The organism is Synechococcus sp. MIT S1220 (assembly GCF_047303025.1).
In the GTDB taxonomy this organism is placed as follows: domain Bacteria; phylum Cyanobacteriota; class Cyanobacteriia; order PCC-6307; family Cyanobiaceae; genus Parasynechococcus.
Genome location: NZ_CP138939.1, coordinates 1,094,431 through 1,120,310, shown reverse-complemented (window position 1 = coordinate 1,120,310; position 25,880 = coordinate 1,094,431). Strand labels below are relative to the sequence as shown.

Here is a 25,880-nt window from a genome sequence, read left to right as displayed (position 1 = left end):
ACCCGTCGGACCTTTTCGTCAGCCCTGTGACCCTGCCCACTTCCCATCTCGAGCAGATGCGTGACCAAGTCGGCTCGGGGATGACGCGCTCTCAAGGCTGGCGAATGGAGCAGCTCACCCACCTTGGGGAGCTCATCACCAACCATGAGCAGGAGGTGCTGGAGGCGCTATCAGCCGACCTGGGAAAGCCGCAAACAGAAGCTTTCTTCGAACTCATCGCACTTCGTCAAGAACTCAAACTCACCATCAAGAACCTGCGGCGTTGGATGCGGCCCCGCGTTGTTCCGGTCCCTCTCGCTCAGAGACCAGGACAGGCCACGGTTATTCCAGAACCTCTGGGTTGCGTTCTGATCATCGGACCATGGAATCTCCCCTTTTCCCTCACGCTTCAGCCGCTGATCAGCGCTTTGGCAGCCGGCAACACGGCTGTTCTCAAACCCTCCGAACAGGCACCTTCGGTCTCCGCCCTGATCAGCCGTCTGGTTTCAACCCACTTCGACAACACAGTCGTCACGGTTGTGGAAGGTGACGGAGCCGTGGCAGCCGAGCTCGTGTCCATGCCGTTCGATCACATCTTTTTCACAGGGGGAGGAAGCATCGGACGCAAGGTTTTGGCTGGAGCAGCAGAACACCTCACACCAGTCACGCTGGAACTGGGTGGCAAAAGCCCCGCGATCGTTTTGCCGGGGGCAGATCTCAACGTGAGCGCCAGACGTCTGATCTGGGGAAAAGGCTTCAATGCCGGCCAGGCCTGCATTGCCCCCGACCACGTCATTGTTGATGAGCTGCAGCGTGGACCACTGCTGGCCGCCATGGGGGACGCACGCATGGCGATGTACGGAGAGAAGCCCCTCGAATCAGGCCAGCTGGCTCAGATCATTAATGAACGCCAGTTCAACAGGCTCGCCAAACTTTTGGAAAACGCTCAGGAGGATGGCAGGGTCCTGCTTGGCGGCGAAATCAACCCGGAAGAGCGGAGGATCGCACCCACTGTGATCGCCGTCTCTAATCGCGAGGATCCACTGATGGCCGATGAGCTGTTCGGTCCGCTGCTCCCATTGCTGGCCCTGAACAGTCTTGAGGAAACCCTCAGGGAGATCCGACGTGATCCGAAGCCATTGGCCCTGTATCTCTTCGGAGGCAGCTCCGTTCAGCAGGACCAGGTGCTCTCTTGCACCAGCTCCGGAGGGGTCTGCATCAACGACGTGATCATGCAGGCGGGCGTCCCGAACATGCCCTTTGGAGGGGTAGGAGCCAGCGGAATGGGCAGCTATCACGGCCAGAGTGGTTTTGACACCTTCAGCCATCACAAATCAGTACTGAGGCGTCCCTTCCGGTTTGATTTCAAGCTGCGTTATCCCCCTTACAAGATTGAACTTAAGGTTCTTCGCCGCCTTGCAGGCTGAAACGGAAGGGATCTGAATCCAAGTTCCGCAGCAGTCGCACCGTGTACTGGCGGATCGTTGAATCCGCCTTACATTCAAACCAGCTACGGGTCAAGTATGCGTCTGCCCAGCATTGCCGCCCTTGCCCTTTCGGCTGTTCTGCCTCTATCGGCGATGGCCGCCACCGTCACCGTCAGGCCCGGAGAAACACTCTCCGATATCGCTTCCCGGTACAACGTTTCCGTTGGTGCCCTAATGCGACTGAACGGCATCAACGACCCCGACCACGTGGAAATTGGAAGTCGGCTCAAGGTGCCGAGTCAAGGGGGGGCAGCTGTTCAAGCCGGACGCGGACGACACCGGGTGACAACGGGAGATACACTAAACAGCATCGCTGTGACATATCAAGTCAGCCCCCGTGAGCTAATGGCCATCAACGGGCTGCGGGATGCAAACCACGTTGAGATCGGACAGGTTCTGAAACTGCCGAGCAACGCAGTGATCGTTCAGGCCAAGCCAAAGCCAGTTCCCGTCAAAGCTGTTTCTGGCGCCCTGGAACACACCGTCGGAAAAGGTCAAACACTCACTCAGATTGCCAAGGCTTACAACATTCCTCTGGCAACTCTGATCAGCATCAACGACCTCAGTGATCCGAACAACGTCAAAACCGGGACCAGGCTGTATGTGAAACCGCCTGCCGAACCTCGCGACATTTCAATGGTGAGCACGTCTACAAGCGAAAGCACGCCTGTCAGCGCAAGCACCCCTGTCAATCAACCAACCGCCCAACCGAAACCAACGACAGCGGTCAAACCCCAACCAAAACCTCAGAAGCAGAAGCCAACGCAGACGGTGATCGCCAAAAAAGCCGATTGGCGAACCTATGGACCGCTCCAGGTTGACTGGGCAAATTGGCAAGCGATGGACGGAAGCCACGTTGTACCCACCCTCAATGCACAGGGACAGGCCCTTTACCTGGCTGTGAACTGCTCCGCTGGCAAGTTGAACGCCACAGGAGCCGACGGCAACTGGAGAACCTGGAGTTCCCCCCGCAGCGGTTTCGAGAAAGATCTGATGAAGGATCGTTGTCAGGCCAAAGCCTGATCGTCAGGAGACGTAGTCCAGCGGCCAAGGGTCATCGAGGTAGCGTCTTCCGCTTTCCCTGAGATAAAGCCTCTGAACGCCATCATTGCTTTCACGAATCAGTTCGTCCTGCACCAAGCGTCTGGCCAGCCAGGTCCAGCGATCGCTGCGGCCAGGTTCCATCGCTTCCAGCCGCTCGCCCAGCCGCCGAATATCCATTCCCTCCTGATCCGCCAGGTGGTGCAGAAGCGTTTGAACCTGATCCGACCAGTCACGGCGTTTCGGGTGAGCCAAGCAGCGGTCACAACGACCGCACGCCCCACTCAACTCCCCGACGGCAAGCAGGAGGGCCTGCTCACGGCACATGGCGCCTTCGGCCACAGCCTCCATTCGTCGAAGCTGCTGCTGGGCCAGATCAAGACGCATCCGCTCGTCATCGGAGGCAGGTCCCCGCAGGGCGGCCTGGATCGCCCAACCCAAACTGGTCCGATCGGATGGCGAAAACAGAACCAGGCAGGATGCCGGGAGGCCATCACGGCCAGCACGGCCGGATTCCTGCAGATACCCCTCTGGCGTGGCCGGCAGATCCAGATGCAGGACCAGACCAACATCACCCCGATCCACCCCCATCCCGAACGCGACAGTAGCCACGAGAACCGGCCGAGACTGTTCCAGAAATCCCGTCAGCGCCACCTGCCGATCCCCAGGATCCAATCCTGCGTGATACGGGGTTGCAGGTACCCCCACCTCCACCAAGCGCGACGCCCAGCGTTCCACGGAGCGGCGGGTCCGGGCGTAGATCAAAGAGGCTCCACGGGAGTGATCCAACGCCTCAAGGACCAACGGCATTGGGTCCTTGGGCCGACGACGCATCGTGTAGAGCAAATTGTCGCGGCGGGCTGAACTGACCTGCACTAAGGGGCTGCGCAGATCCAGAAGCCGGATGATGTCAGCCCGCACCCGGGGAGCAGCGGTGGCACTCAGTGCCAGCATCGGGACGCCGGGGCAGAGACGACGGATCAAACCGAGCCGCCGGTAATCAGGTCGAAAATCATGGCCCCAGGCGCTGATGCAATGCGCCTCATCAACGGCCAGAGCCACCAAGCGTCCCTCTGAGGCATGGCTCTCCAGCATCTGCCGGGTTGCTTCACCCTGCAGTCGCTCGGGGGCGAGATAGAGGAGGCGCAGCGTTTCATCGCGAAGGCGCTGAAACGCCTGCAGGCGACGCTCGGGATTCAGCCCTGCATGAAGACAGGCAGCGGCAATGCCCCGGCGCTGCAGCTGCATGACCTGATCTTCCATCAGTGCCACCAATGGGGAAATCACCACCACCAGACCATTTCGGATCAGGGCCGGCAGCTGAAAACAGAGGGACTTTCCGCCCCCGGTGGGCAGCACAGCCAAGGCATCCCGTCCGGCCAGCACGGCTTCCACCACAGGACGCTGGCCAGCCCGAAAGGTGGACCAGCCGAAATGGTCTTGAAGTGACTGCTCCAGACGGTCCAAACCCACCACCAATGGTGGGCTAATGGTACCGGCCACTAGATATGGTGTCAGGGAATCGGCGGAGGTTCGAGCTGATCCGGAGACTCCTCCACCAGCTGCAAGCGGACCCGTTTTCCTCCGGCCAATTCCCCCAGGGAAACGCGCATCGTTGCCCCGCTCAGGCTTTGAAGAACATTCAGCACATCGCGCAGATAAGGCGTGCTGCTCCCGCTTTCAACCCAGAGTCGCTCCTGGAGGCCTCCGAGCCTTCGCCAGGATGTGTGCAACTTGAGAACGGCAGATTCCAGCGCCTGAGCCTGCCCGACGGCATCGGCAAGCAGGCCGAGCGCATCCAGTCTCAGGGCTTCCTGCATGGCCTTATCGAGATCCAGCTCCCCTTGCTGCAGCGCACGAACCGCGACGCCTGCTTCCGTGGCTTTGGTGATCCATCGAGCCGTGCTGGTGACGTCCTTGATCCGTTCCAACTCCGGTTCATCCCGGAGCACTTTCCGCAGATCGTCCTGTTGAGGCTCCGGCAACTTGGCCAGTTCGCGCACCAGTGGAGCCACCGCTTTGGGAGGCAGGAGATTCTCCTGAGTCCGCTGGCGAATCTCCTCCGGTAAAAGCGGGCTGGTGGCAGCCGTGAACTCATCGGTCAGACGACGCACCTGTTTGCGGGTGATCTCCTGCCCTTCATTGGCCGCCTCCGAAATCATCAACTGCACTTCCGGAGCCGCCTGGGCGGTTTCCATGAAGGCTCGCTTCGAGAACTGATTCACGCTCTCTTCCCCGAGCAGCCCACCACCAACCAGGTCATCAGCGGATTCCGCCAGCTGAATGAGCCCATAGGCACGGGTCTTGCTGATTTCTCGTTCGCGCAGCCACTGCAGAAACCCTGCACCGCGCCCCTCTCCGCCACGCTTTTCCCGATCCCGCACGGCCGTCAGGATTCGACCTCGCCAGATCTCAGTCTGCAGATCGAACCGATCACACACCGCCCAAGCCTGCTCCAGCCTGGCCAAAAATTCCATCGTGCTGATGTCGTCGCTTTCAGGATCAGGAAGATCCAGGGACAGCAGAGGTTGTTCAGGCACCACAGAACTCGTCAACGCAAATAGGGAAGCAGCAGGGACGACATTCTGTGACGCTGTCTGCCCTGGGACTTCCTCGGGAGATACGCTCAGCATGCATCCCTTCATGCCTAGCGATGGCGATCACCCGCGGCGCCAAGGTGCGCATCAAGCGTCCTGAGTCCTATTGGTTTAACGAAGTCGGCACCGTGGCTTCCATCGACAAATCTGGCATTCGTTATCCCGTTGTCGTTCGCTTCGAAAAAGTGAACTACAACGGGATGCAGGGTGTTGACGGTGGCATCAACACCAACAACTTTGCAGAATCTGAACTCGATCCGGCCTGAGGCCTTTGCCTGAACTTCCTGAGGTTGAGACGGTCCGTCGAGGTTTGGCAGACCGTCTTTCTTCATTTGTTATTGCGGATGTTGAGGTCTGCAGAGCACGGGCCGTTGCGAGCCCAGACGATCCAAACCAGTTCTGCGATGCCTTGAGAGGAGCAGGGCTTGGCTCCTGGAGCCGACGAGGAAAATATCTTCTCTGCAATCTCCTTCCCGATCGTGGGGTTTGGGGAGTTCATCTACGCATGACTGGCCAGTTCCAATGGCATGAAGAGCCGGCTGAACCCTGTCGCCACACCCGTGTTCGCATCTGGAATCACCAAGAACAGGAACTTCGCTTCGTCGATCTGCGCAGTTTCGGTGAGATGTGGTGGGTTCCTCCCGATCATGCGACTGACGCCGTTATCACTGGCTTGAAACGACTGGGCCCAGAGCCCTTCAGCCCTGACTTCAGCCCGGGTTACCTCCAACACCGTTTCAATGGGTCAGCTCGACCGATCAAAACCGCTCTCCTTGACCAGAATCTGGTAGCCGGGGTCGGAAACATCTACGCCGATGAAAGCCTTTTCGCTGCAGGCATCGACCCTTTCACCCCATCGGGGCAACTTGCCCTGGGCCGTCTTGAGACTCTTCACCAGTGCCTGGTGGATGTACTGAACATCAGCATTGGCGCCGGAGGAACAACCTTTAGCGATTTCAGAGATCTCGAAGGAGTGAATGGCAATTACGGGGGACAGGCCTGGGTCTACCGGCGCCATGGTGAAGCCTGTCGCCGCTGCGGCAGCACCGTCCAGCGCAGGAAACTGGCCGGACGCAGCACCCATTGGTGCAGCAGCTGTCAGTCCTGACGACCAAAAGGCAATTGTTTTAGGGCATGCCGATAGGGCGCGCGGAGGACTCCGAATTCAGTGATCAAGCCCGTAACCAAGTGTTCTGGGGTGATATCAAAAGCGGGATTCCACGCTATGGCTCCGGGCGCAGCCACTGGCAGACCCTGCACCGCAGTGATCTCTTCCGAAGAGCGCTCCTCAATCGTGATCGAATCCCCGTCAGGGGTGGTGCAATCAATGCTGCTGCCAGGAGCACAAACGTAGAAGGGAATGCTGTGGGCCCTCGCCGCCAGAGCAAGGTTGTAGGTGCCGATTTTGTTGGCAACATCTCCGTTCGCTGCAACACGGTCACAGCCAACAAGAACCACATCCACCTCACCACGTCGCATCAGTAAGCCGCTGGCTCCATCAACAATCACCTTGCAAGGAACACCAAGGCAGCCCAGCTCCCAGGCTGAGAGTGCGGATCCCTGAAAACGAGGTCTGGTTTCATCCAACCAAGCCTGCACCAACACTCCCCTGGCGTGGGCTTCAGCAATCACTCCGAGGGCAGTGCCAACACCTGCGGTGGCGACAGCTCCTGTATGGCAATGGTGCAGTGCTCGGCAGCCCGCCGGCAAAAGCTTCACTCCATGGTCAACAAGCCTTTGGGTGAGACGACGGTCGTCCGCTTCGATCAAGGATGCCATCGACTCCAGGATGTTGGCGTCCTGATCTCCCCCTCTATCCAGCGCAGTCTGCATGCGATCCAACGCCCAGCCGAGATTGACTGCCGTTGGTCGCGCCTGACGCAGAGCTGCAATCGCCCTCTCCAGGTTCTCTCCCGCGTTTGCAGCAAGGACAACCCCCCAAGACGCTGCAACGCCGATCGCAGGAGCACCACGTACTGCCATCGTCACAATGGCTTGCTCAACGTCCGACCAATCACGCAAGTGAAGGTATCTGATGTCCTGAGGCAGACAACGTTGATCCAGAAGCTTCAGGTGATCACCACACCACTCCAGGCTTAATGGCAGAGGCACAGGTCATCACGCAACAGAACCTGTATAGAGGAATGAAGTGAGACGATTGATTTGCCCTGCTCGCCGAACAGCAGAACCGCTCTAGCAAACGCGATTCAAAACTTGCATCGCCGGGGTTGGTGTGAAGGGACCGGAGGGAACTTTTGCGTTGTTGAACAACGCACACCATTGAGACTGTTGATGGCCCCCACTGGAGTCGACAAAGGTTCTGTGGAACCCGATGCCTTGATCGAAGTTAATGAACACGGTGAAGTGCTGACTGGCGAAGGGGGTGCCAGCGCTGAAACTCGACTCCATCTGGAGATTATCCGCCATACAGAAGCAGGCGCTGTTCTGCACACCCACTCAGCCAATGGCACCTATCTATCGAAACTCCATGCCTCCAAAAATGACTTAACCATCGAAGGATGGGAAATGTTGAAAGGACTCGCTGGAATCACCACCCATCAGACAGAAATTCATCTTCCAATTGTGAATAACAACCAAAACATGGATGAACTCAGCAAAACAATTCAACCTCATCTCAAAACAGCCCCCTTTGGATTTTTGGTGGCTGGCCATGGCCTTTACAGCTGGGGAAAGGACCTCAAAGAAGCGAGACGCCATTGTGAAATCCACGAATTTCTACTCGAGCTGTGCTGGCGTAATCACCTACTGGGAGTCAACCCATGATCAAACACATTCTTCTCGATATTGAAGGCACAACGTGCCCGGTTAGCTTCGTAAGCGACATCCTCTTTCCTTACGCAAGCAAACACCTCAATACGTTCATCCAAGACAACAGCAACCAAGACCATTGCGCAAAACTCATCAACGAAGCTTGGGAGGAATGGGAAAACGATTCAACAGAGACAAGCCGACAACTTCTCAACAAATTAGGCGACAAACAAACCTACAAGAATGACTCGATCTGCATCTATCTACAACACCTTATCAACGTCGACCGCAAGTCAACAGCATTAAAAGAGATACAGGGATTAATCTGGAAAGAGGGATACAAAGAAGGCCTGCTGGTATCAGAACTTTTTCCTGAAACAACAGACTGCCTGAAACAGTGGGCAAAAAAAGGCTTTCAATTGTCCACCTATTCCTCAGGCAGTATTGAAGCCCAAAAGCAATTATACAAAAATACTAAAGCCGGAGATTTATGCCCACTTTTCAGCGGATGGTTTGACACCCACACCGGCCCGAAGAGAGAGCGATCGAGCTACGCATTGATTGCTGAACAATTGAATGCATTACCGGAGGAAATTGTATTCATCAGCGACAGCCATCTGGAATGCAACGCTGCCCTACAAGCCGGTCTACGAACCCTATTCAGCAAACGCCAGGGAAATCCAGATCAAGATCCCGCTGGACACACCACAATTCAATCACTCCGTGAAGTGATGGCATTTTTAAAACCACATCTCAACGTCAACGCCTGTAGCTAATTCAACGAGGTTTTCTGAGAAATGATCGCATCGGCGCATTCTCCACCACCATCCACCGTGAGTTTCATTCGTTGAAACGGCGATGAGGCACGCGCCAGATCTTTCTTGCTTTAACGCTACATGGTCAAACACCACTCCACAGCAGAGCCCACGAGACCAGTGATCCCTGGGACAAACAAGTCTTCAAGGGCGTGGATCAAGACATTAAGAAAGCCACCTCGATCATGAGGTGGCTACGTTCATCTTTTCCGAAAGAGTGACAGCAACTACCAACGTCTTTCATCATGATGTTTCTGACTGTTGAAAAAATGTTTTACCTGGCATCGAGCTATTTTCTCAGGGGGCTACCCCCCAAATATCGTCGCCGCTGATGCGTTTCACAACCGAGTTCGAGATGGATCGGAGTGGTTCCACATCGCCATGGACACCAGGATAGAAACATTCTCAGAGGTTGAACCCTGAGAACTGCATAGGATCTGCAAGCTTACGCTGCGCGTCTGAATCAAACAAAGAATTGAGTCTTCAGGCAAGAACCAAAATGTTGGTCAAGCCCTCGGTCTATTAGTACTCCTCCGCTGCATCCATTACTGGACTTCCACGTAGAGCCTATCAACGGGTGTTCTTCCCGTGACCTTACTGGGTTACCCCATGGGAACACTCATCTTGAGGTGGGCTTCCCACTTAGATGCTTTCAGCGGTTATCCACTCCGCACATGGCTACCCAGCGTTTACCGTTGGCACGATAACTGGTACACCAGAGGTGCGTTCCTCCCGGTCCTCTCGTACTAGGGAGAAATCCTCTCAATGTTCCTGCGCGTACACCGGATATGGACCGAACTGTCTCACGACGTTCTGAACCCAGCTCGCGTACCGCTTTAATGGGCGAACAGCCCAACCCTTGGGACCGACTTCAGCCCCAGGTTGCGATGAGCCGACATCGAGGTGCCAAACCTCCCCGTCGATGTGAACTCTTGGGGGAGATCAGCCTGTTATCCCTAGAGTAACTTTTATCCGTTGAGCGACGGCCCTTCCACTCAGAACCGTCGGATCACTAAAGCCGACTTTCGTCCCTGTTCGACTTGTAGGTCTCACAGTCAAGCTTCCTTCTGCTTTTGCACTCGTCAGCTGATTTCCAACCAGCCTGAGGAAACCTTTGCGCGCCTCCGTTACCTTTTAGGAGGCGACCGCCCCAGTCAAACTGCCCACCTGATACTGTCCGCTCCCCGGATAACGGGTGAACGTTAGAACCCTAGCTCTGAAAGAGTGGTATCTCACCAGTGACTAACTCATACCCACAAGCATGAGATCAACGTCTCCCACCTATCCTGCGCATTCAGAGCCCGAGCACAATACCAAGCTACAGTAAAGCTTCATAGGGTCTTTCTGTCCGGGTGTACGTAGTCCGCATCTTCACAGACAATTCTATTTCGCCGAGCCTCTCTCCGAGACAGCGCCCAGATCGTTACGCCTTTCGTGCGGGTCGGAACTTACCCGACAAGGAATTTCGCTACCTTAGGACCGTTATAGTTACGGCCGCCGTTCACCGGGGCTTCAGTCGCCAGCTTCGCTTACGCTGACCGGCTTCCTTAACCTTCCGGCACTGGGCAGGCGTCAGCCCCCATACATCGTCTTGCGACTTAGCGGAGACCTGTGTTTTTGGTAAACAGTCGCCTGGGCCTCTTCACTGCGACCAGCTCTCGCTGGCACCCCTTCTCCCGAAGTTACGGGGCCATTTTGCCGAGTTCCTTAGAGAGAGTTACCTCGCGCCCCTCGGTATTCTCTACCACCCCACCTGTGTCGGTTTCGGGTACTGGCAGTCATGCCTTAACGGGTATAGAGCTTTTCTTGGAAGCTTGACATCACCAACTTCGCTGCCGTAGCAGCTCGTACTCACGCCTCAGCTCGGAACGTTTTCGCCGCTCCTCAACGCCTCGAACGCTTGAACCAGTAACCAACGTCTGGCTTGGCTAGCCTTCTCCGTCCCTCTTCCCAAAACATGACCGGTACAGGAATGTTGACCTGTTATCCATCGACTACGCCTTTCGGCCTCGCCTTAGGTCCAGACTAACCCTCCGCGGACGAGCCTGCCGGAGGAACCCTTAGGGTTTCGGGGCATGGGATTCTCACCCATGTTTTCGCTACTCAAGCCGACATTCTCACTTCCATACAGTCCACGTCCGCTCACGCTAACGCTTCGCCCCGTATGGAACGCTCCCCTACCATAAATCCGCAGCTTCGGTACAACGCTTAGCCCCGTTCATTTTCGGCGCAGGATCCCTCGACCAGTGAGCTATTACGCACTCCTTTGAGGATGGCTGCTTCTAGGCAAACCTCCTGGTTGTCTGTGGAATCCCACCTCCTTTATCACTTAGCGTTGATTTGGGGACCTTAGCTGGCGGTCTGGGCTGTTTCCCTCTTGACCATGGAGCTTATCCCCCACAGTCTGACTGCCTGACTACACACAGGGTATTCAGAGTTCATCTCGATTTGGTACCGCTCTCGCAGCCCGCACCGAAATGGTGGCTTTACCCCCCTGCTGGAGCATCAGACGCTACGCCTCAACGTATTTCGGGGAGAACCAGCTAGCTCCGGGTTCGATTGGCATTTCACCCCTAACCACAGCTCATCCGCTGATTTTTCAACATCAGTCGGTTCGGACCTCCACTTGGTATCACCCAAGCTTCATCCTGGCCATGGTTAGATCACCCGGGTTCGGGTCTATAAACACTGACAAGCGCCCTATTCAGACTCGCTTTCGCTATGGCTCCACCATTTCCGGTTTAACCCGCCAGTGCCTATAAGTCGCCGGCTCATTCTTCAACAGGCACACGGTCACCCTATGAGTAGGGCTCCCATTGCTTGTAAGCTCACGGTTTCATGTTCTATTTCACTCCCCTCCCGGGGTTCTTTTCACCTTTCCCTCGCGGTACTGTTGCGCTATCGGTCACACAGGAGTACTTAGCCTTACGAGGTGGTCCTCGCAGATTCACACGGAATTTCACGTGCTCCGTGCTACTCGGGATACAGCTAGGTCAGTTCAGTTTTCAGTTACGGGGCTTTCACCCTCTGTGGCGTGCCATTCAAACACTTCTCCTAACATTCCTGATCCACGTTGCTGTCCCACAACCCCGATGGTCGAAACCATCGGTTTAGGCTCTTCCCCGTTCGCTCGCCGCTACTCAGGGAGTCGTTTTTACTTTCCTTTCCTCCAGCTACTAAGATGTTTCAGTTCGCTGGGTTGGCTCGTGCCAGCCTATGGATTCAGCTGGCCGTACTAGGGGTTGCCCCATTCGGAAATTCCCGGATCAAAGCGTGCTTCCAGCTCCCCGAGACTTATCGCAGGTAACCACGTCCTTCATCGCCTCTGTGTGCCAAGGTATCCACCGTGAGCCCTTTGTAGCTTGACCAATTAACCTCTTAAACGCTTACCGCCGTTGAAAGCAGATTTTCATGTTTTTTAATTCAGTTTTCACTGAAATAAAAAACAAAATCAAACTCTGACTCGCTCGACACGAATCAAAGAACGCTTAAGAGTCTCGGCTCTTGCTCAAAAGAATTTTCATTGTTATGGATTCAATCCCTCTTTCGAGAGCTTGAACTCAAAACAATGCATCCATGAGATGCTTTGTTTTTTCCAGACTTACCTATGCAGTTGTCAAGGTTCTGCTAGACATCAAATTCAGCTTGCTGATTACTCAACAAACTAAAATTTGAGCCCAGCATCTTATCAACTCAACATCAAAATACTTTCATTGAAAGCATCCTGATCTTCAGAATGACAGGAAGCTGGGTTCACATCCAGCGGACATATCTAAATCACACTCCAATCGAGCTCAACTCCAACAATTTGGAGATAGGGATAAAGTTCGGTCAGTGGAGGTTAGGAGACTCGAACTCCTGACATCCTGCTTGCAAAGCAGGCGCTCTACCAACTGAGCTAAACCCCCAACACCGAATGGGCCATCCTGGACTTGAACCAGGGACCTCACCCTTATCAGGGGTGCGCTCTAACCACCTGAGCTAATGGCCCAGGAGTCTCATCCCTTTTGGGGTGTGACCTAGACAAAGTTTAGGAACTGAAAATCTCCATCAAGCACGACACATTTCTGCATCATCTTGATTTCAAATCTGAGGTACCGATCGACCTAAGGTGACAGGATTTCGGCCTAAGAATAAAAATACTCAGGCATCAAAATCGTTGTTTGTCTCCCTGTTAGGAGGTGATCCATCCGCACCTTCCGGTACGGATACCTTGTTACGACTTCACCCCAGTCATCAGCCCCACCTTCGACGTCCTCCTCCACAAGGGTTGGAGTAACGGCTTCGGGCGTGGCCAACTTCCATGGTGTGACGGGCGGTGTGTACAAGGCCCGGGAACGTATTCACCGCAGTATGCTGACCTGCGATTACTAGCGATTCCTCCTTCACGTAGGCGAGTTGCAGCCTACGATCTGAACTGAGCCACGGTTTATGGGATTTGCTTGTCCTCGCGAACTTGCTGCCCTTTGTCCGTAGCATTGTAGTACGTGTGTAGCCCAGGATGTAAGGGGCATGATGACTTGACGTCATCCACACCTTCCTCCGGTTTATCACCGGCGGTCTCTCTAGAGTGCCCAACTAAATGCTGGCAACTAAAGACGTGGGTTGCGCTCGTTGCGGGACTTAACCCAACATCTCACGACACGAGCTGACGACAGCCATGCACCACCTGTCTCTGCGCTCCCGAAGGCACTCTCTCGTTTCCAAGAGATTCGCAGGATGTCAAACCCTGGTAAGGTTCTTCGCGTTGCATCGAATTAAACCACATACTCCACCGCTTGTGCGGGCCCCCGTCAATTCCTTTGAGTTTCACACTTGCGTGCGTACTCCCCAGGCGGAACACTTAACGCGTTGGCTACGACACCGAGGGGGTCGATTCCCCCGACACCTAGTGTTCATCGTTTACGGCCAGGACTACAGGGGTATCTAATCCCTTTCGCTCCCCTGGCTTTCGTCCATGAGCGTCAGTGATGGCCCAGCAGAGCGCCTTCGCCACTGGTGTTCTTCCCGATATCTACGCATTTCACCGCTACACCGGGAATTCCCTCTGCCCCTACCACACTCAAGCCCAACAGTTTCCACTGCCATGATGGAGTTAAGCTCCACGCTTTAACAGCAGACTTGAAAGGCCGCCTGCGGACGCTTTACGCCCAATAATTCCGGATAACGCTTGCCACTCCCGTATTACCGCGGCTGCTGGCACGGAATTAGCCGTGGCTTATTCCTCAAGTACCGTCAGATCTTCTTCCTTGAGAAAAGAGGTTTACAGCCCAGAGGCCTTCATCCCTCACGCGGCGTTGCTCCGTCAGGCTTTCGCCCATTGCGGAAAATTCCCCACTGCTGCCTCCCGTAGGAGTCTGGGCCGTGTCTCAGTCCCAGTGTGGCTGATCATCCTCTCAGACCAGCTACTGATCGATGCCTTGGTGAGCCATTACCTACACCAACTAGCTAATCAGACGCGAGCTCATCCTCAGGCGAAATTCATTTCACCTTGCGGCATATGGGGTATTAGCGGCCGTTTCCAACCGTTATCCCCCTCCTGAGGGCAGATTCTCACGCGTTACTCACCCGTCCGCCACTAACCCGAAGGTTCGTTCGACTTGCATGTGTTAAGCACGCCGCCAGCGTTCATCCTGAGCCAGGATCAAACTCTCCGTTGTAGTTCATATCCTCTTGTAACTTGAACAATCTCTCGCTCAAATTACTCAACATGAATTGCCTCACCCACATCTCAGTTCAACACTGATTGCAGTTGATGCCTCCTTCTCGCTGACACAAAAAGGGTTCTTAAGAGTGCACATTCAGATCTCTCGTTCTGTGACTTTCCAGGATCTCAGATCCGGTTGTTGCTCCATCATTCGCACACCGACAACAACAAAGCTCGTGAAAACTTTGTCGTTGCAGCGAATAACTTCGACGCAACGAAATTTTTTGACGGGACCTCACACCTTTATCGCTTCTTCATTCAGCCTTCAATTCACATCTCACCAAACTTTCGTTTGATCAAACATCAACTCAAGACCAAACGCGATAAAAGCGTCAGTTCCTAAACTTTTCAATTGTCCAGGTGCAATCAGCTCTGTTCACTTCCCCCTCTCAGGAGTCGCGCTGGCTGATCAACGCGGCCGTTTCCAACCGCTTGTTGAACCTACAACACCGTGGAATTGCTCCATCTGGTCTTGTCTGTTCCTCAGCGGCCGTTTCCAACCGCTTGTTGAACCTACAACACCGGGGATTGCTCCCTCTGGCCTTGTCTGTTCCCTAAGACGCACAAAGACTTTCGTCCCCACGTTCCTCAGACTGCACACAAGCCTCGCAGCTCCTGCGCAGTCCAAAACTATAAACCACTAAGGCCCCTACTTGCAAGCAACCATTGACCATCAAGATCTGAAGACTTGCTTCCGCTGCCGAAAACCATTGCCATGACTACGTTCAGCACACGGACGAAGGGCCGATGGCGACACGTTTTACCCAGCAAAACCAGCGGTTCCGTCCCAGTTCACGGGAAGACCAAATTGTTGAGAAAGCTCGTGAACACTTTGAACGAACGTTGATCTCAATCCGCGGCGAGTTGGCAGGGAGCGTCGCTGCTCTGGAGCATCCCAATCACGACGAAGCTCTCAACTACGGCGAGATCTTCCTGCGGGACAACGTTCCGGTCATGATCTACCTGCTGCTTCAGCGGCGTTTCTCCGTGGTGAAGCAGTTCTTAAGCGTCAGCCTTGATCTGCAAAGCACAACGGTGCAGACGCGCGGCGTTTTCCCCACCAGCTTTGTTGAAGAGGAAGGGGAGCTCATCGCCGATTACGGCCAGCGCTCGATCGGCCGAATCACCTCTGTAGACGCCAGCCTCTGGTGGCCCATCCTCTGCTGGATCTATGTCAAACGCAGTGGTGACCGCGAATTCGGGCGCAGTCAAAAAGTACAGCGGGGATTGCAACTTCTCTTGGACCTGGTTCTTCATCCCAGCTTTGAAGGCACACCTGTTCTCTTCGTCCCGGATTGCGCCTTCATGATTGATCGTCCAATGGACGTTTGGGGCGCACCTCTCGAAATCGAAGTGCTTTTGTTCGCAGCACTTCGAAGCTGTATTGAACTCATGGAAATCCACCAGCAGCACGAGCACAGCGCTCTCTTGGAGCAGCGACTGCGACTCAGTCGTCAATGGATGCATGACCTGCGGCAATACCTCCTCAAGCATTACTGGGTCACAAGCAAAACAATGCAGGTTCTTCGACGACGGCCAACAGAACAATACGGAGACAACCAATATCAGAACGAATTCAATGTGCAGCCTCAGGTCATTCCAGACTGGTTACAAGACTGGCTTGAAAACAGAGGTGGTTATTTGATCGGAAATATGCGCACCGGAAGACCAGATTTTCGGTTTTACAGCCTCGGCAATTCACTCGCGTCTTTATTCGGTTTGCTCACAGCACCCCAGCAAAGGGCTCTGTTTCGCTTGGTGGAACACAATCGCAACGACTTGATGGCCGAGATGCCAATGCGCATCTGCCATCCACCGATGGACGGAATCGAATGGCAAAACAAAACTGGCTCTGATCCAAAGAATTGGCCATGGAGTTACCACAACGGTGGACATTGGCCCAGTTTGCTTTGGTATTTCGGAGCATCGATTCTGTTGCATGAACGATTGAACCCCAACGCGGATGTACTGCTGATGGGCCAGATGAAAACTCTTGTTGAAGAGTGTTACTGGAGCCATTTGAATCAACTTCCACGTCAACAGTGGGCGGAATATTTTGATGGACCAACAGGCACTTGGGTTGGCCAACAATCACGCACCTATCAAACGTGGACCATCGTTGGGTTTTTGCTCATGCATCATTTCTTACGGGTGAACCCAGATGATGTGCTGATGCTTCATTTGGATCCAGGATCTGATTCAAACGGATAAAAAAAACCGCCCATAGGTGGGCGGACGTTTTTTAATTGATTTCTACTTGAGATCAGAATAGTCCCAAGGTCAAGGACTTGTCGATTGGCATTGCTGCACCAATTCCAAGGTAAATCGTTGCAACAGTTCCGAAAAGGAACACAGCCATCGCAACAGGGCGCCTAAAGGGATTTTGGAACTTGTTGAAACTTTCAATAAAGGGAATAAGCATCAAGCCGAGAGGTACCAACGTCTGGAGAGCAATTCCAAGAAGCTTGTTTGGGACGACCCTCAAAATCTGGAAAACGGGATACAAGTACCACTCGGGAAGAATCTCAAGTGGTGTTGCGAATGGATCTGCCTTATCGCCAAGCATCGCTGGATCAAGGACAGCTAAACCCACCACACAAGCAATGGTGCCAAGAATGACGACCGGGAAGATGTAAAGGAGATCGTTCGGCCAAGCAGGCTCTCCGTAGTAGTTGTGGCCCATACCCTTGGCGAGCTTGGCCCGCATCTTGGGGTCAGACAGATCAGGCTTTTTAAGAATGTGCATTGATGAAACCGAGGAATAAAAGGAGTGTAGAAACGCGGATCACAATGGACCTGAAATACCTTGCTTCCGAATCATCAGGAAGTGCATGAGCATAAACACCGCCAGGAGCCATGGCATAACAAAAGTATGCAGACTGTAGAAGCGAGTAAGTGTCGCTTGACCAACACTTTCGCCACCACGAAGCAGCTCAACCATGAAGTCCCCAACCACAGGGATCGCAGCAGGAACACCCGAAACGATTTTCACAGCCCAGTATCCAACTTGATCCCAAGGGAGGGAGTAGCCGGTAACCCCGAACGAAACGGTGATGACGGCCATGGTGACGCCCGTCACCCAGGTGAGCTCACGAGGACGCTTGAATCCACCTGTGAGGTAGACCCGAAACACGTGAAGAATGAGCATCAAGACCATCATTGAAGCGCTCCAGCGATGGACGGAGCGGATCAACCAACCGAAGCTGACATCGGTCATCAGGTATTGCACTGAGGTGTAAGCCTCGGCCACCGTTGGCTTGTAGTAGAAGGTCATCGCGAACCCCGTCGCGAACTGGATGAGGAAGCAAACCAGGGTGATGCCGCCTAGGCAATAAAAAATGTTGACGTGGGGCGGCACGTACTTGGAGCTGATGTCGTCAGCAATGTCCTGGATCTCAAGGCGTTCCTGGAACCAGTCGTAAACAGGAGATGAGTTCGCCATGCACAAGCGGGCTCGGGTTGCGAAAGTCTACTGAGCACACTTCTGCCAATGCGCCGGGAGGATCGCTATGTATCCGACTGTTAACGAATATTCAAAAGCCTTCCGGCGACTGAGGAGTGCAGGTCATCGCCTGATCTGCAGCGTGGGGTTGAGCCTGCTTCTGCTCCTGGTTCCGTCTGTTGGCAGCGGACATGCCCTCAGCGATGCCCAGCAACTGGTGGTCGAAAGTTGGCGACTGGTGAATCAGGGTTATGTCGATCCTGAACAGCTCGATCGCGTGCGGTGGCGCCGCCAGCGGCAGAAAGCTCTTGAGCAGTCGATCAGCAGCAGTGAGGACGCCTATGCAGCGATCGAAACCATGCTGAGTGCCCTCGACGACCCTTACACCCGTCTCCTCAGACCTTCGGACTATCAGGCCTTAAAAGCCAGCACCAGCGGAAACCTCAGCGGCGTGGGACTGCAGCTTGGCCCAGCGGAAAGTCCAAATCAGGTCGTGATCATCTCGGCTCTCGACGGCTCTCCCGCCGCGGATGCGGAACTCACCAGCGGCATGGAACTGCTGGCTGTGAACGAGGAATCTGTGGAATCTCTCGGTCTTGAAGGCACTGCGAATGCCTTGCGGGGGGACGTTGGAACACAGGTCATCCTCAGGATCCGACGAACAGACGGCAGCGACGATGAAGTGACCTTGGAGCGCCGTCAGGTTGATCTCCGACCGGTGCGCACCCGACGGTTGCGGGTCGATACCCACACTCTGGGGTACATCCGCATTACGCAATTCACGGAGGGGGTTCCAGTTCAGGTGCGAGAAGCACTTGAAGAACTGAAGGACAAAAGCATCGAAGGGATGGTGCTCGACCTTCGCAACAACTCCGGAGGACTTGTGAGCTCTGGACTTGCCGTTGCGGATGACTTCCTCAGCGGTGATCCCATCGTCGAGACAAGAGATCGGGATGGCCTCCTCGACACGATCCAGGCCAATCTCGAAACCCTCTATGACGGGCCAATGGTGACAATTGTCAACGGGGGGACAGCCAGCGCCAGCGAGATCTTGGCCGGCGCGTTGCAGGACAACGGTCGCTCGTCACTCATCGGGACCCAGACCTTCGGTAAAGGGTTGATTCAGACCCTGACCAATCTCAGCGATGGCAGCGGCTTGGCGATAACGGTGGCGGGTTACGTAACCCCAAGTGGGCGAAACATCCAAGGCGAGGGAATCGAGCCCGAACGACTGCTTGATGGGCCAGAACCCTTAAACCCGGGCAGTGAGGGCGACCTGTGGATTTCGGAAGCGATGAACGCCATGCGCTTTCTGCTGGAGACACCCCTGGAAAGTATTGATGAATGAGCCAGCGGACCTATCACGACCCGCTTCATGGAGCGATCACATTCAACGATGACAACCCGGCTGAAGCTCTTGTTATCGACCTGGTTGATACCGCCCCATTCCAACGACTCAGAAGAATTCGCCAACTAGGACCTGCGTTCCTGACGTTCCATGGAGCCGAATCCAGTCGTTTCACCCATTCCCTTGGGGTGTGCCACGTCGCCAGACGAGCTTTTCATCACCTGCGCACATGCGATCCCGCTCTGGAGCCCTACGAAGGACTACTGCTGGCTGCAGCTCTGCTCCACGACGTGGGACATGGCCCCCTCAGCCACACGGGAGAGGAAATGTTCGGACTGCACCACGAGAGCTGGTCAGCGCGCCTGATCCGTGAACATCCACAGTTGCGTGGGCCTCTCGAAAACTACAGAGAGGGGACGGCCAATTCCGTTGCTGCTCTGCTGGAAGAAGGACGGGCCCAACGCATGGTGATTCGTCGGCTGGTGAGTGGTCAACTGGATTGTGATCGTCTCGACTACTTACTGCGGGACAGTTACAGCACAGGTGCTCGCTACGGACATCTCGATCTTGAACGCGTTTTGGGAGCGATGACCCTTGCCCCCGATGGTGACTTGGCGATCCACCCCAAAGGTCTGATGGCCGTGGAGCACTACCTGGTGGTCCGAAATCTCATGTATCGGAGTGTTTACAACCACCGCCTCAACGTGATGTGCAACTGGCTGCTGGAGCAGCTGGTGCGGACCGCACGTCGTATGGGCCCTGCCCATGTCTGGGCAGACTCCGTCATGCATTCCTGGCTTTGGGGTCCTAGCACTCTCAGCCTGGAGCACTTCTTGTCCAACGACGATCTGCGGACGGGATATCACCTTCAGCGCTGGCACGAGGAAGGTCCCCAACCCCTTGCAGAACTCTGCGGTCGATTCCTGAACAGACGCCTTCTCAAGGTGCTGGCTGTCGACCAACTCGGTCGGGAAGAGCAACTCAAAGCACTGGCGATCGCTGGGCGTCTTGCAGAACAGAAAGGGATGGATCCAAGTCTTTGCTGCGGGCTTCGCCATCAGGAGTTAAGGGGATATCACCCCTATCGGGGCGGCCTTCGACTCTGGAATGGTCATCAGCTTCAGGCTCTCGAAACGGCTTCAACACTGGTGGCCAGCTTGACCACACCAGCGGCGACCTCATGGCTGATTCATCCCGGTGAAATCGAAGTTGAACTCAGAGAGGCGATGAAGCAAGCCGGTTTGACCGTTCAATAGAGGAACTCAGATGCGCGGTCCGATGCAGGGGCTTGAACTGCCCAACCACCACGTACAGCACTGGCGTGATGCCTTGCCTGTGCTGCTGAATCAACTCCAACCAGGAGCGATCAGCCTCGATTGTGGCGCATGGCTGCTCACCTGTGGAGAGCTGAACGAACTCCGCAAAACGATGGCCGGCATGGGCTGCAACCTTCTCGAGGTGAGCGCAACAAATCCCGAAACGCTCGTATGCGCTAGTGCCCTTGGCCTTTCAGCCAGGCTGTCGAGCGATCTGATCGGCTCGCAAAAACCCCGCGACGCACCAACGACAGACTCAGAGCTTCTGTTCCACCAAGGAACATTGCGTTCAGGAGATCACCTGCAAAGTGATGGGGACATTCTCTTGTTCGGGGATGTCAACCCAGGGGCTCTGATCAGTGCTGATGGAGACGTGATGGTTTGGGGACGCCTGCGTGGCACTGCCCATGCTGGTCAGCATGGCGAGAAGCAAGCTCGAATCATCGCGCTGCAGCTCCGCCCAGTGCAGTTGCGCATTGCTGATGTCGTCGCAAGAGGACCTGAGGATCAACCCCAGACAGGACTTGTTGAGCAAGCTCGTCTTCAGGATGGTGAAATCGTGATTGAACCGGCACCGGCGCAGGGCTTCATCGGGCGGTGATGTCGGTTGTCAGGAGAAACACTCTGATTATTCTGGCCAAACAAAACTGTGTGTCTGGTGTCGACGACGCGAACAATTCTGATCTGCTCAGGCAAGGGCGGCGTCGGAAAGACGACCAGCACAGCCAACCTGGGGATCGCCTTGGCCAAACAGGGCAAAACAACCGTTGTTCTTGATGCCGATTTCGGCCTGCGCAACCTTGACCTGTTGCTCGGTCTTGAAAACAGAATTGTGTACACCGCCCAGGAGGTGCTGGCAGAGAGCTGCCGGCTCGAGCAGGCCCTGGTGAAACACAAGCAAGAGCCAAATCTCTGTCTGCTGCCAGCCGGTAACCCTCGAATGCTCGAATGGCTCACACCAAAGGACATGCAGTCGATCGTTTCACTCCTTGAGAAGCGTTTTGATTATGTGTTGATCGATTGTCCTGCCGGCATCGAAGATGGCTTCAAAAATGCCGTTTCTGCCGCGCGAGAGGCGTTGGTCATTACGACGCCTGAAGTAGCGGCCGTGCGGGATGCAGACCGAGTGATCGGGCTGCTGAACATCCAAGGGGTTGCTCCCGTTCAACTCGTGCTGAACCGCGTACGCCCTCGAATGATGACCAACCAGGAGATGCTCTCAGTTGACGACATCACCGACATCCTGGCCTTGCCGTTGCTTGGTCTTGTCTTTGAAGATGAGCAAGTCATTGTCAGCACCAACCGAGGTGAACCGCTCACTCTTGGGGATTCTTCAGCGCCAGCTGCTCAGGCATATCACAACATTGCCCGCCGGCTTCAAGGTGAGGAGATTCCACTGATGGACCCGTCTCAAGCTCGCAGGGGACTCCGGGCCAGGATGCGGAAACTGATGCAAACCAAGATCTTCTGAATCAATGACCCTGAAAGATCTCATCGACAAATTGCTGGGCCGTCAGCCCAGCAGCGCCAGCACTGCGAAGCAGCGCCTGCAGCTCGTTCTGGCTCATGATCGAAGCGATCTGAACCCCGAGCTTCTTGAACAAATGAGGCGCGAGATTCTGGAAGTGGTTGCTCGTTATGTGGAGATCGATGTGGAAGGTGGTGATGTCAGCCTGGAAACGGAAGACCGTGTCACCGCCTTGGTTGCCAATCTGCCGATTCGAGCCACAGTCAATCGTCCGACTTGAGGGGAATGCTCTCTGAAGCACCAGTCCGGGTTCATTCATGCGGGTCCAACAACCTCTGACCGAATCAGAAATCAGAGTCAGCGTTCTTCTTCTTGAAGGTTTGAGCAACAAAGCCATCGCCAAGAGGCTTGTGTTGAGTCCACGCACCGTTGAGTGCCACCTCAGCCGTGCCATGGCCAAAACTGGTTGCGCCAACCGTCTGGAGTTGGCCCTGTGGATGCTTACGATGAGCCCCATGCCGGCTTAGCTCAGTGGTAGAGCAGCGCTTTTGTAAAGCGAAGGTCATCGGTTCAAATCCGTTAGCCGGCTTACAACAACCCCCTTTAATGCCGAGACTTCTGATGATTAGAACTGGAAAAAATCCATACAGCTGTGGCGAGTCCCACCCATCCGAGCGTCCTTAGTTCCAGCAATGACCTGAGCAGAGTTTCTGCTGGCTCCAATAACCAATGGAAAAGCGCAATCAGAACAAGGCAGGCACCGATCAGACTTAACAAGATCTAAGGGATGTCTGAAAGCATCACAGCACCCTGACGGAGCACCTGCCACGTCCCCGCTGAGTGCCACTTGACCACCGAGCTGGCAAGACCCGACCGTGTAGGCCAGGGTTGAGAGAGCTGGGCAACATCGGGAAAAAAAGCAGCTGCCTCAGCAGCCGTTGCGGCAGGTGGTTGGCCTGCAGTATTGGCGCTGCTTGTGGCGAGAGGCCCACTAAGACGCAGCAGTTCAAGGGTGAGAGCGCAAGCCGGGATCCGTATTCCAAGGGTGTTCCCACCTGGGTTGAGCTGGTCAACCAGCGGCCCTTTCGCGGGGAGCACCAGTGTGAGTGCTCCTGGCCAATAGCGATCAATCAAAGGGCGAGCATCCTCACGACAGCGCTCTTCAACCGCATCGAGCAACGGCTGTACGGAAGCTGCCATCAAGATCAGCGGTTTGTCCGCGGGACGACGTTTGAGATGCCACAACTGCTTTGCATGCTCGGGTTTTGCCGCCAAGCCTGGGACGGTATCCGTTGGAATAACAGCCGGTTCGCCCTGAAGCAGCCTTTTCGCCAGCTCAGCAGAATCAACCACCGAGGTCATTGTGAAACCTGGGTTTGATCAGTCTCCACACCGTCAAGGGCGCGGCATGCCTTCGCGAAGCGGACGGTCCCAGTTAGATCAGCGCCAGATCCAACATCCGATAGACCTGCCTCGTGCAGAAGCGTCAACACGCGCTGGCTGTGGTCATGGTGATGTTCCAAAAGCAACCAACCACCTGGAGCAAGCGCCTGAACGGCCCCCGCAATAATCGTTCGGATGCAATCCAATCCATCAGCACCACCATCGAGAGCCAAACGCGGCTCATGATCACGCACCGTCGGATGCAGATCGTTGATCAACCCGGAAGGGATGTAAGGGGGATTGCTCAACACAAGATCAAACGCTCCGAACCAGGGCGACAAAGGCTGCCACCAACTGCCTTGATGCAACTGACATGACCTGCTGAGTCGACAAAGCCTGAAATTGCGTTCAGCGAGTGCGAGGGCTTGAGCGCTCTGATCAACAGCGTGTCCTGCCGCCTTGGGCCAAGCCTTCGCCAAACTGATGGCGAGCGCCCCGCTGCCAGTCCCCAGATCCGCCCATCGACCTATGGGCGCAGAGCGTGGAATCGCAAGAGCTAAATCAAGCAGCACTTCACTTTCCTGCCTCGGGATCAAAGCCACAGGACCAACTTCGAGCATCAGATCCCGCCATGGGCAAAGACCGGCAAGATGCTGAAGGGGAACATTTTGTTCAAGATATTGCTTCCAAAGAGCTTGCATTTCGGCCAAGGATCGCTTCATACAAACAATGCGATCGCGATCAATGAACAGAAGCTGAAGATCGCCCAAAGCCAGTGCACCACTTAGCACCAACAGCCAATCAAGGTCTTGCGCAGTACCACCGCGCGTTAATTCCTGGGACCTCCAAGCCAAAAGCTCTTTACCACTCAATCGCAAATCAGGCACTGATTAATGTTGAACAGAACGCCAACTGTTTCTCTCATAACACACAGCCAAGCCATTCACTTCAAGGTGCAGCAAATCACGAACAACACAACCAAGACTGCAACCCCGCAAAAGCGAAAGCTCCTCAACAGAGGTTCCCTGATCCATCAACTTCAACAACTCGCGTTGGGAGCAAGACAACGATGCCTTGGACTCCGTTACCCGTAGCGGCTGCTGTCCAACCGACGTCAAGGGCCCTGGACCCAGATCGCGAATCAAAACGTCAGTGGAGATCAACGGAGCCGCGCCTTCGCACAGAAGTGCATTACTGCCTTTGACGGACCAACGCATGGCATCGCCTGGAACAACCCAGACAGGACAACCATCGGAGGCTGCAATCCGGGCGGTGATGAGAGCACCGCTCTGCTCCGGACACTCGATGACAACAACAGCGCAAGCCAGCGCAACCAGCAAGCGATTTCGCGACGCGAAATGTCCACGCTGAACGGAGGTACCTGGCGGATGTTCACTGATCAACAAGCCGGAGTGACCAACGGACTCCTGCAGTGATTCGTGATGGCGAGGGTAAACCCTGTTCAAGGCTGTCCCCAGAATCGCAACAGGTGATCCACCTCCCTTCAGACATCCTCGGTGAGCAGCTGCGTCAATCCCTTCCGCCAAACCGCTGAGCACTGGCCATCCTGCAACAGCCAGCTCTTGGCCCAGATTGAAGGCCATCCTCTGCCCATGGGAAGAAGCAGCCCGGGTTCCAATCACAGCCACCGCCTGACGCTTTTGCAAACAGGCCAGAAGACTGCGTTTCCCGCGCAGAAACAATCCCAGGGGGGGCCTATCAATCCAATCCAGCAACGATGGCCAAGCGTCATCCCCGACCATCACTAGATCGGCCGGCACGCGCAGATCAGGATTGACGCCATGACGACTGCGATATCCCTCAATCCTGTCGAGCAGAGATGACGACCAACCGAGCATTTCCCGGAGCTGATCCCGCGGCAAACGCCAGCAATCTTCCAGCCCCATTCCCTCAGCCTGAGCCGAAGCCTCAAGAGCACGCAGCCTCACAGGCCCAATACCTGGGCAGCAACTCCAAAGCCATCGCCAATGGCGCATTGCGCGACAAGTACACCTGTACTCATCTAATCATGGCTTGGCGGGCCGCCAATCAAGCGATTCATGACCTCGTGCAGAGGGCTCGGCGGGCGTCTCAACACCCGCCTTTCATTGCCATCCATCCCGATCATCACCAGCTCCACTTGGGCTTCCGCGATGAGATCGTCGCCGCACAGGAGTCGGCTGCACCAGGGCCAGCGGACGCCGCGCTGATCGCCGCAGATGCTCTCCAGATCCACCAGATCGCCATGCCTCAAGCTGCGGCGATAGTCAATCCGCAAAGACACCACGGGCATCTCAATCCCAAGCTCCGTCATGGCCGAATAGGACAAGCCTGCTGCAACGAGAGCCTCGACTCGCGCCTCCTCCAACCATGCGATGTGGGTGCCGTGCCAAACCACACCGGCAAGATCGGTGTGCTGGGGCAACACCCTTTTTCGAATCCTCCAGGGGTTTGTCGTAACGCTGTTCCTCAGCTTTCTGGTCATCAGAGATCCTCCCCATAGGCTTCCAGGGAGACTGCAGCACAAC

23 protein-coding genes, 3 tRNA genes and 3 rRNA genes are annotated in these 25,880 nt (G+C 55.3%); 15 read left to right on the top strand and 14 right to left on the bottom strand.

The window, feature by feature from the left end:
- Window positions 1-56: 56 nt before the first annotated feature.
- A complete protein-coding gene (locus SIB64_RS05425) occupies window positions 57-1,406 on the top strand; it encodes an aldehyde dehydrogenase family protein (protein WP_413442887.1) in 1,350 nt (449 codons plus the stop codon).
- Between the two features lie 96 nt (window positions 1,407-1,502).
- Window positions 1,503-2,489 carry a LysM peptidoglycan-binding domain-containing protein gene (locus tag SIB64_RS05420; RefSeq protein WP_413442259.1) on the top strand — a complete coding sequence of 329 codons (987 nt, stop codon included), beginning with the start codon at window positions 1,503-1,505 and terminating at the stop codon, window positions 2,487-2,489.
- 3 nt (window positions 2,490-2,492) lie between these two features.
- Here the strand turns inward: SIB64_RS05420 and SIB64_RS05415 are convergent, their stop codons facing one another.
- Window positions 2,493-3,974, bottom strand: a complete 1,482-nt coding sequence (locus tag SIB64_RS05415; RefSeq protein ID WP_413442886.1) for a RecQ family ATP-dependent DNA helicase — start codon at window positions 3,972-3,974, stop codon at window positions 2,493-2,495.
- Window positions 3,975-4,021: 47 nt separating this feature from the next.
- Window positions 4,022-5,062: a hypothetical protein gene (locus SIB64_RS05410; protein ID WP_413442885.1), complete on the bottom strand. Its 1,041-nt coding sequence runs from the start codon at window positions 5,060-5,062 to the stop codon at window positions 4,022-4,024.
- A 98-nt stretch (window positions 5,063-5,160) separates the two neighbouring features.
- Here SIB64_RS05410 and SIB64_RS05405 point away from each other — a divergent pair, with 98 nt between their 5' ends.
- Window positions 5,161-5,370, top strand: coding sequence for a photosystem I reaction center subunit IV (locus SIB64_RS05405; RefSeq protein WP_413442258.1), 210 nt, complete (start codon window positions 5,161-5,163; stop codon window positions 5,368-5,370).
- Between the two features lie 5 nt (window positions 5,371-5,375).
- Window positions 5,376-6,212: a DNA-formamidopyrimidine glycosylase gene (locus SIB64_RS05400; RefSeq protein WP_413442257.1), complete on the top strand. Its 837-nt coding sequence runs from the start codon at window positions 5,376-5,378 to the stop codon at window positions 6,210-6,212.
- Here SIB64_RS05400 and mtnA read toward each other — a convergent pair.
- Window positions 6,203-7,216 (bottom strand): S-methyl-5-thioribose-1-phosphate isomerase, encoded by a 1,014-nt coding sequence (gene mtnA / locus SIB64_RS05395; protein WP_413442256.1) that lies wholly within the window; start codon window positions 7,214-7,216, stop codon window positions 6,203-6,205. The two genes, SIB64_RS05400 and mtnA, sit on opposite strands and share 10 nt — an antisense overlap.
- Before the next feature lie 51 nt (window positions 7,217-7,267).
- On the opposite strand from mtnA, the gene mtnB reads away from it, so the two are divergent.
- Both mtnB and mtnC read left to right on the top strand, forming a co-directional pair.
- Window positions 7,268-7,888 carry a methylthioribulose 1-phosphate dehydratase gene (gene mtnB, locus SIB64_RS05390; RefSeq protein WP_413442255.1) on the top strand — a complete coding sequence of 207 codons (621 nt, stop codon included), beginning with the start codon at window positions 7,268-7,270 and terminating at the stop codon, window positions 7,886-7,888.
- Window positions 7,885-8,649, top strand: a complete 765-nt coding sequence (mtnC, locus tag SIB64_RS05385) for an acireductone synthase (protein WP_413442254.1) — start codon at window positions 7,885-7,887, stop codon at window positions 8,647-8,649. Before mtnB ends, mtnC begins: the two co-directional genes overlap by 4 nt.
- A 315-nt stretch (window positions 8,650-8,964) precedes the next feature.
- On the opposite strand, the gene rrf is transcribed toward mtnC, so the two are convergent.
- From rrf to SIB64_RS05360, 5 genes are all read right to left on the bottom strand, one after another.
- Window positions 8,965-9,081, bottom strand: a 5S ribosomal RNA gene (gene rrf, locus SIB64_RS05380).
- 109 nt (window positions 9,082-9,190) lie between these two features.
- A 23S ribosomal RNA gene (locus tag SIB64_RS05375) occupies window positions 9,191-12,056 on the bottom strand.
- 467 nt (window positions 12,057-12,523) lie between these two features.
- Window positions 12,524-12,596 (bottom strand) — tRNA-Ala (locus SIB64_RS05370).
- A 9-nt stretch (window positions 12,597-12,605) separates the two neighbouring features.
- Window positions 12,606-12,679: transfer RNA gene (locus tag SIB64_RS05365), tRNA-Ile, on the bottom strand.
- Between the two features lie 183 nt (window positions 12,680-12,862).
- Window positions 12,863-14,348, bottom strand: a 16S ribosomal RNA gene (locus SIB64_RS05360).
- The 16S, 23S and 5S rRNA genes sit together here with 2 tRNA genes alongside, the layout of an rRNA operon.
- Window positions 14,349-14,755: 407 nt before the next feature.
- Between SIB64_RS05360 and SIB64_RS05355 the strand changes: the two genes are divergently transcribed.
- A complete protein-coding gene (locus SIB64_RS05355) occupies window positions 14,756-14,953 on the top strand; it encodes a hypothetical protein (protein WP_413441320.1) in 198 nt (65 codons plus the stop codon).
- A 189-nt stretch (window positions 14,954-15,142) separates the two neighbouring features.
- Window positions 15,143-16,606, top strand: a complete 1,464-nt coding sequence (locus tag SIB64_RS05350) for a glycoside hydrolase 100 family protein (protein WP_413442253.1) — start codon at window positions 15,143-15,145, stop codon at window positions 16,604-16,606.
- A gap of 52 nt (window positions 16,607-16,658) precedes the next feature.
- On the opposite strand, the gene petD is transcribed toward SIB64_RS05350, so the two are convergent.
- Window positions 16,659-17,141, bottom strand: a complete 483-nt coding sequence (gene petD, locus SIB64_RS05345; protein WP_413442252.1) for a cytochrome b6-f complex subunit IV — start codon at window positions 17,139-17,141, stop codon at window positions 16,659-16,661.
- A 39-nt stretch (window positions 17,142-17,180) separates the two neighbouring features.
- Window positions 17,181-17,837 (bottom strand): cytochrome b6, encoded by a 657-nt coding sequence (gene petB, locus SIB64_RS05340; protein ID WP_413442251.1) that lies wholly within the window; start codon window positions 17,835-17,837, stop codon window positions 17,181-17,183.
- 67 nt (window positions 17,838-17,904) lie between these two features.
- On the opposite strand from petB, the gene ctpZ reads away from it, so the two are divergent.
- From ctpZ to SIB64_RS05305, 7 genes are all read left to right on the top strand, one after another.
- Window positions 17,905-19,185, top strand: a complete 1,281-nt coding sequence (gene ctpZ, locus SIB64_RS05335) for a carboxyl-terminal processing protease CtpZ (protein ID WP_413442250.1) — start codon at window positions 17,905-17,907, stop codon at window positions 19,183-19,185.
- Window positions 19,182-20,441: an HD domain-containing protein gene (locus tag SIB64_RS05330; RefSeq protein WP_413442249.1), complete on the top strand. Its 1,260-nt coding sequence runs from the start codon at window positions 19,182-19,184 to the stop codon at window positions 20,439-20,441. The genes ctpZ and SIB64_RS05330 overlap by 4 nt, the downstream gene beginning before the upstream one ends.
- A 10-nt stretch (window positions 20,442-20,451) precedes the next feature.
- A complete protein-coding gene (gene minC, locus SIB64_RS05325; protein ID WP_413442248.1) occupies window positions 20,452-21,102 on the top strand; it encodes a septum site-determining protein MinC in 651 nt (216 codons plus the stop codon).
- Window positions 21,103-21,159: 57 nt separating this feature from the next.
- A complete protein-coding gene (gene minD, locus SIB64_RS05320) occupies window positions 21,160-21,972 on the top strand; it encodes a septum site-determining protein MinD (RefSeq protein ID WP_413442247.1) in 813 nt (270 codons plus the stop codon).
- A 4-nt stretch (window positions 21,973-21,976) separates the two neighbouring features.
- Entirely contained in the window at window positions 21,977-22,249 is a 273-nt protein-coding gene (gene minE, locus SIB64_RS05315; RefSeq protein ID WP_413442246.1) for a cell division topological specificity factor MinE, read from the top strand.
- Window positions 22,250-22,286: 37 nt separating this feature from the next.
- Window positions 22,287-22,496, top strand: a complete 210-nt coding sequence (locus tag SIB64_RS05310) for a helix-turn-helix domain-containing protein (RefSeq protein ID WP_413442245.1) — start codon at window positions 22,287-22,289, stop codon at window positions 22,494-22,496.
- Window positions 22,487-22,558 (top strand) — tRNA-Thr (locus SIB64_RS05305). The genes SIB64_RS05310 and SIB64_RS05305 overlap by 10 nt, the downstream gene beginning before the upstream one ends.
- A gap of 191 nt (window positions 22,559-22,749) precedes the next feature.
- Here SIB64_RS05305 and SIB64_RS05300 read toward each other — a convergent pair.
- The 4 genes from SIB64_RS05300 to SIB64_RS05285 all read right to left on the bottom strand — a co-directional run bounded on the left by SIB64_RS05300 (window position 22,750) and on the right by SIB64_RS05285 (window position 25,837).
- Window positions 22,750-23,331, bottom strand: a complete 582-nt coding sequence (locus tag SIB64_RS05300; RefSeq protein ID WP_413442244.1) for an L-threonylcarbamoyladenylate synthase — start codon at window positions 23,329-23,331, stop codon at window positions 22,750-22,752.
- Complete coding sequence (prmC, locus tag SIB64_RS05295) at window positions 23,328-24,206, bottom strand: peptide chain release factor N(5)-glutamine methyltransferase (protein ID WP_413442243.1); 879 nt, start codon at window positions 24,204-24,206, stop codon at window positions 23,328-23,330. Before prmC ends, SIB64_RS05300 begins: the two co-directional genes overlap by 4 nt.
- Window positions 24,207-24,242: 36 nt before the next feature.
- Complete coding sequence (locus SIB64_RS05290) at window positions 24,243-25,301, bottom strand: DNA-processing protein DprA (protein WP_413442242.1); 1,059 nt, start codon at window positions 25,299-25,301, stop codon at window positions 24,243-24,245.
- A gap of 74 nt (window positions 25,302-25,375) precedes the next feature.
- Complete coding sequence (locus SIB64_RS05285) at window positions 25,376-25,837, bottom strand: acyl-CoA thioesterase (RefSeq protein ID WP_413442241.1); 462 nt, start codon at window positions 25,835-25,837, stop codon at window positions 25,376-25,378.
- Between the last annotated feature and the right edge of the window lie 43 nt (window positions 25,838-25,880).

Bases quoted from the DNA above. Each gene is read 5' to 3' on its own strand.
- SIB64_RS05425 (WP_413442887.1), top strand. From the start codon at position 57: ATGCGTGACCAAGTCGGCTCGGGGATGACGCGCTCTCAAGGCTGGCGA.
- SIB64_RS05420 (WP_413442259.1), top strand. From the start codon at position 1,503: ATGCGTCTGCCCAGCATTGCCGCCCTTGCCCTTTCGGCTGTTCTGCCT.
- SIB64_RS05405 (WP_413442258.1), top strand. From the start codon at position 5,161: ATGGCGATCACCCGCGGCGCCAAGGTGCGCATCAAGCGTCCTGAGTCC.
- mtnC (WP_413442254.1), top strand. From the start codon at position 7,885: ATGATCAAACACATTCTTCTCGATATTGAAGGCACAACGTGCCCGGTT.
- SIB64_RS05350 (WP_413442253.1), top strand. From the start codon at position 15,143: ATGGCGACACGTTTTACCCAGCAAAACCAGCGGTTCCGTCCCAGTTCA.
- petD (WP_413442252.1), bottom strand. From the start codon at position 17,141: ATGCACATTCTTAAAAAGCCTGATCTGTCTGACCCCAAGATGCGGGCC.
- petB (WP_413442251.1), bottom strand. From the start codon at position 17,837: ATGGCGAACTCATCTCCTGTTTACGACTGGTTCCAGGAACGCCTTGAG.
- ctpZ (WP_413442250.1), top strand. From the start codon at position 17,905: ATGTATCCGACTGTTAACGAATATTCAAAAGCCTTCCGGCGACTGAGG.
- SIB64_RS05330 (WP_413442249.1), top strand. From the start codon at position 19,182: ATGAGCCAGCGGACCTATCACGACCCGCTTCATGGAGCGATCACATTC.
- minC (WP_413442248.1), top strand. From the start codon at position 20,452: ATGCGCGGTCCGATGCAGGGGCTTGAACTGCCCAACCACCACGTACAG.
- minE (WP_413442246.1), top strand. From the start codon at position 21,977: ATGACCCTGAAAGATCTCATCGACAAATTGCTGGGCCGTCAGCCCAGC.
- SIB64_RS05310 (WP_413442245.1), top strand. From the start codon at position 22,287: ATGCGGGTCCAACAACCTCTGACCGAATCAGAAATCAGAGTCAGCGTT.
- SIB64_RS05300 (WP_413442244.1), bottom strand. From the start codon at position 23,331: ATGACCTCGGTGGTTGATTCTGCTGAGCTGGCGAAAAGGCTGCTTCAG.
- SIB64_RS05285 (WP_413442241.1), bottom strand. From the start codon at position 25,837: ATGACCAGAAAGCTGAGGAACAGCGTTACGACAAACCCCTGGAGGATT.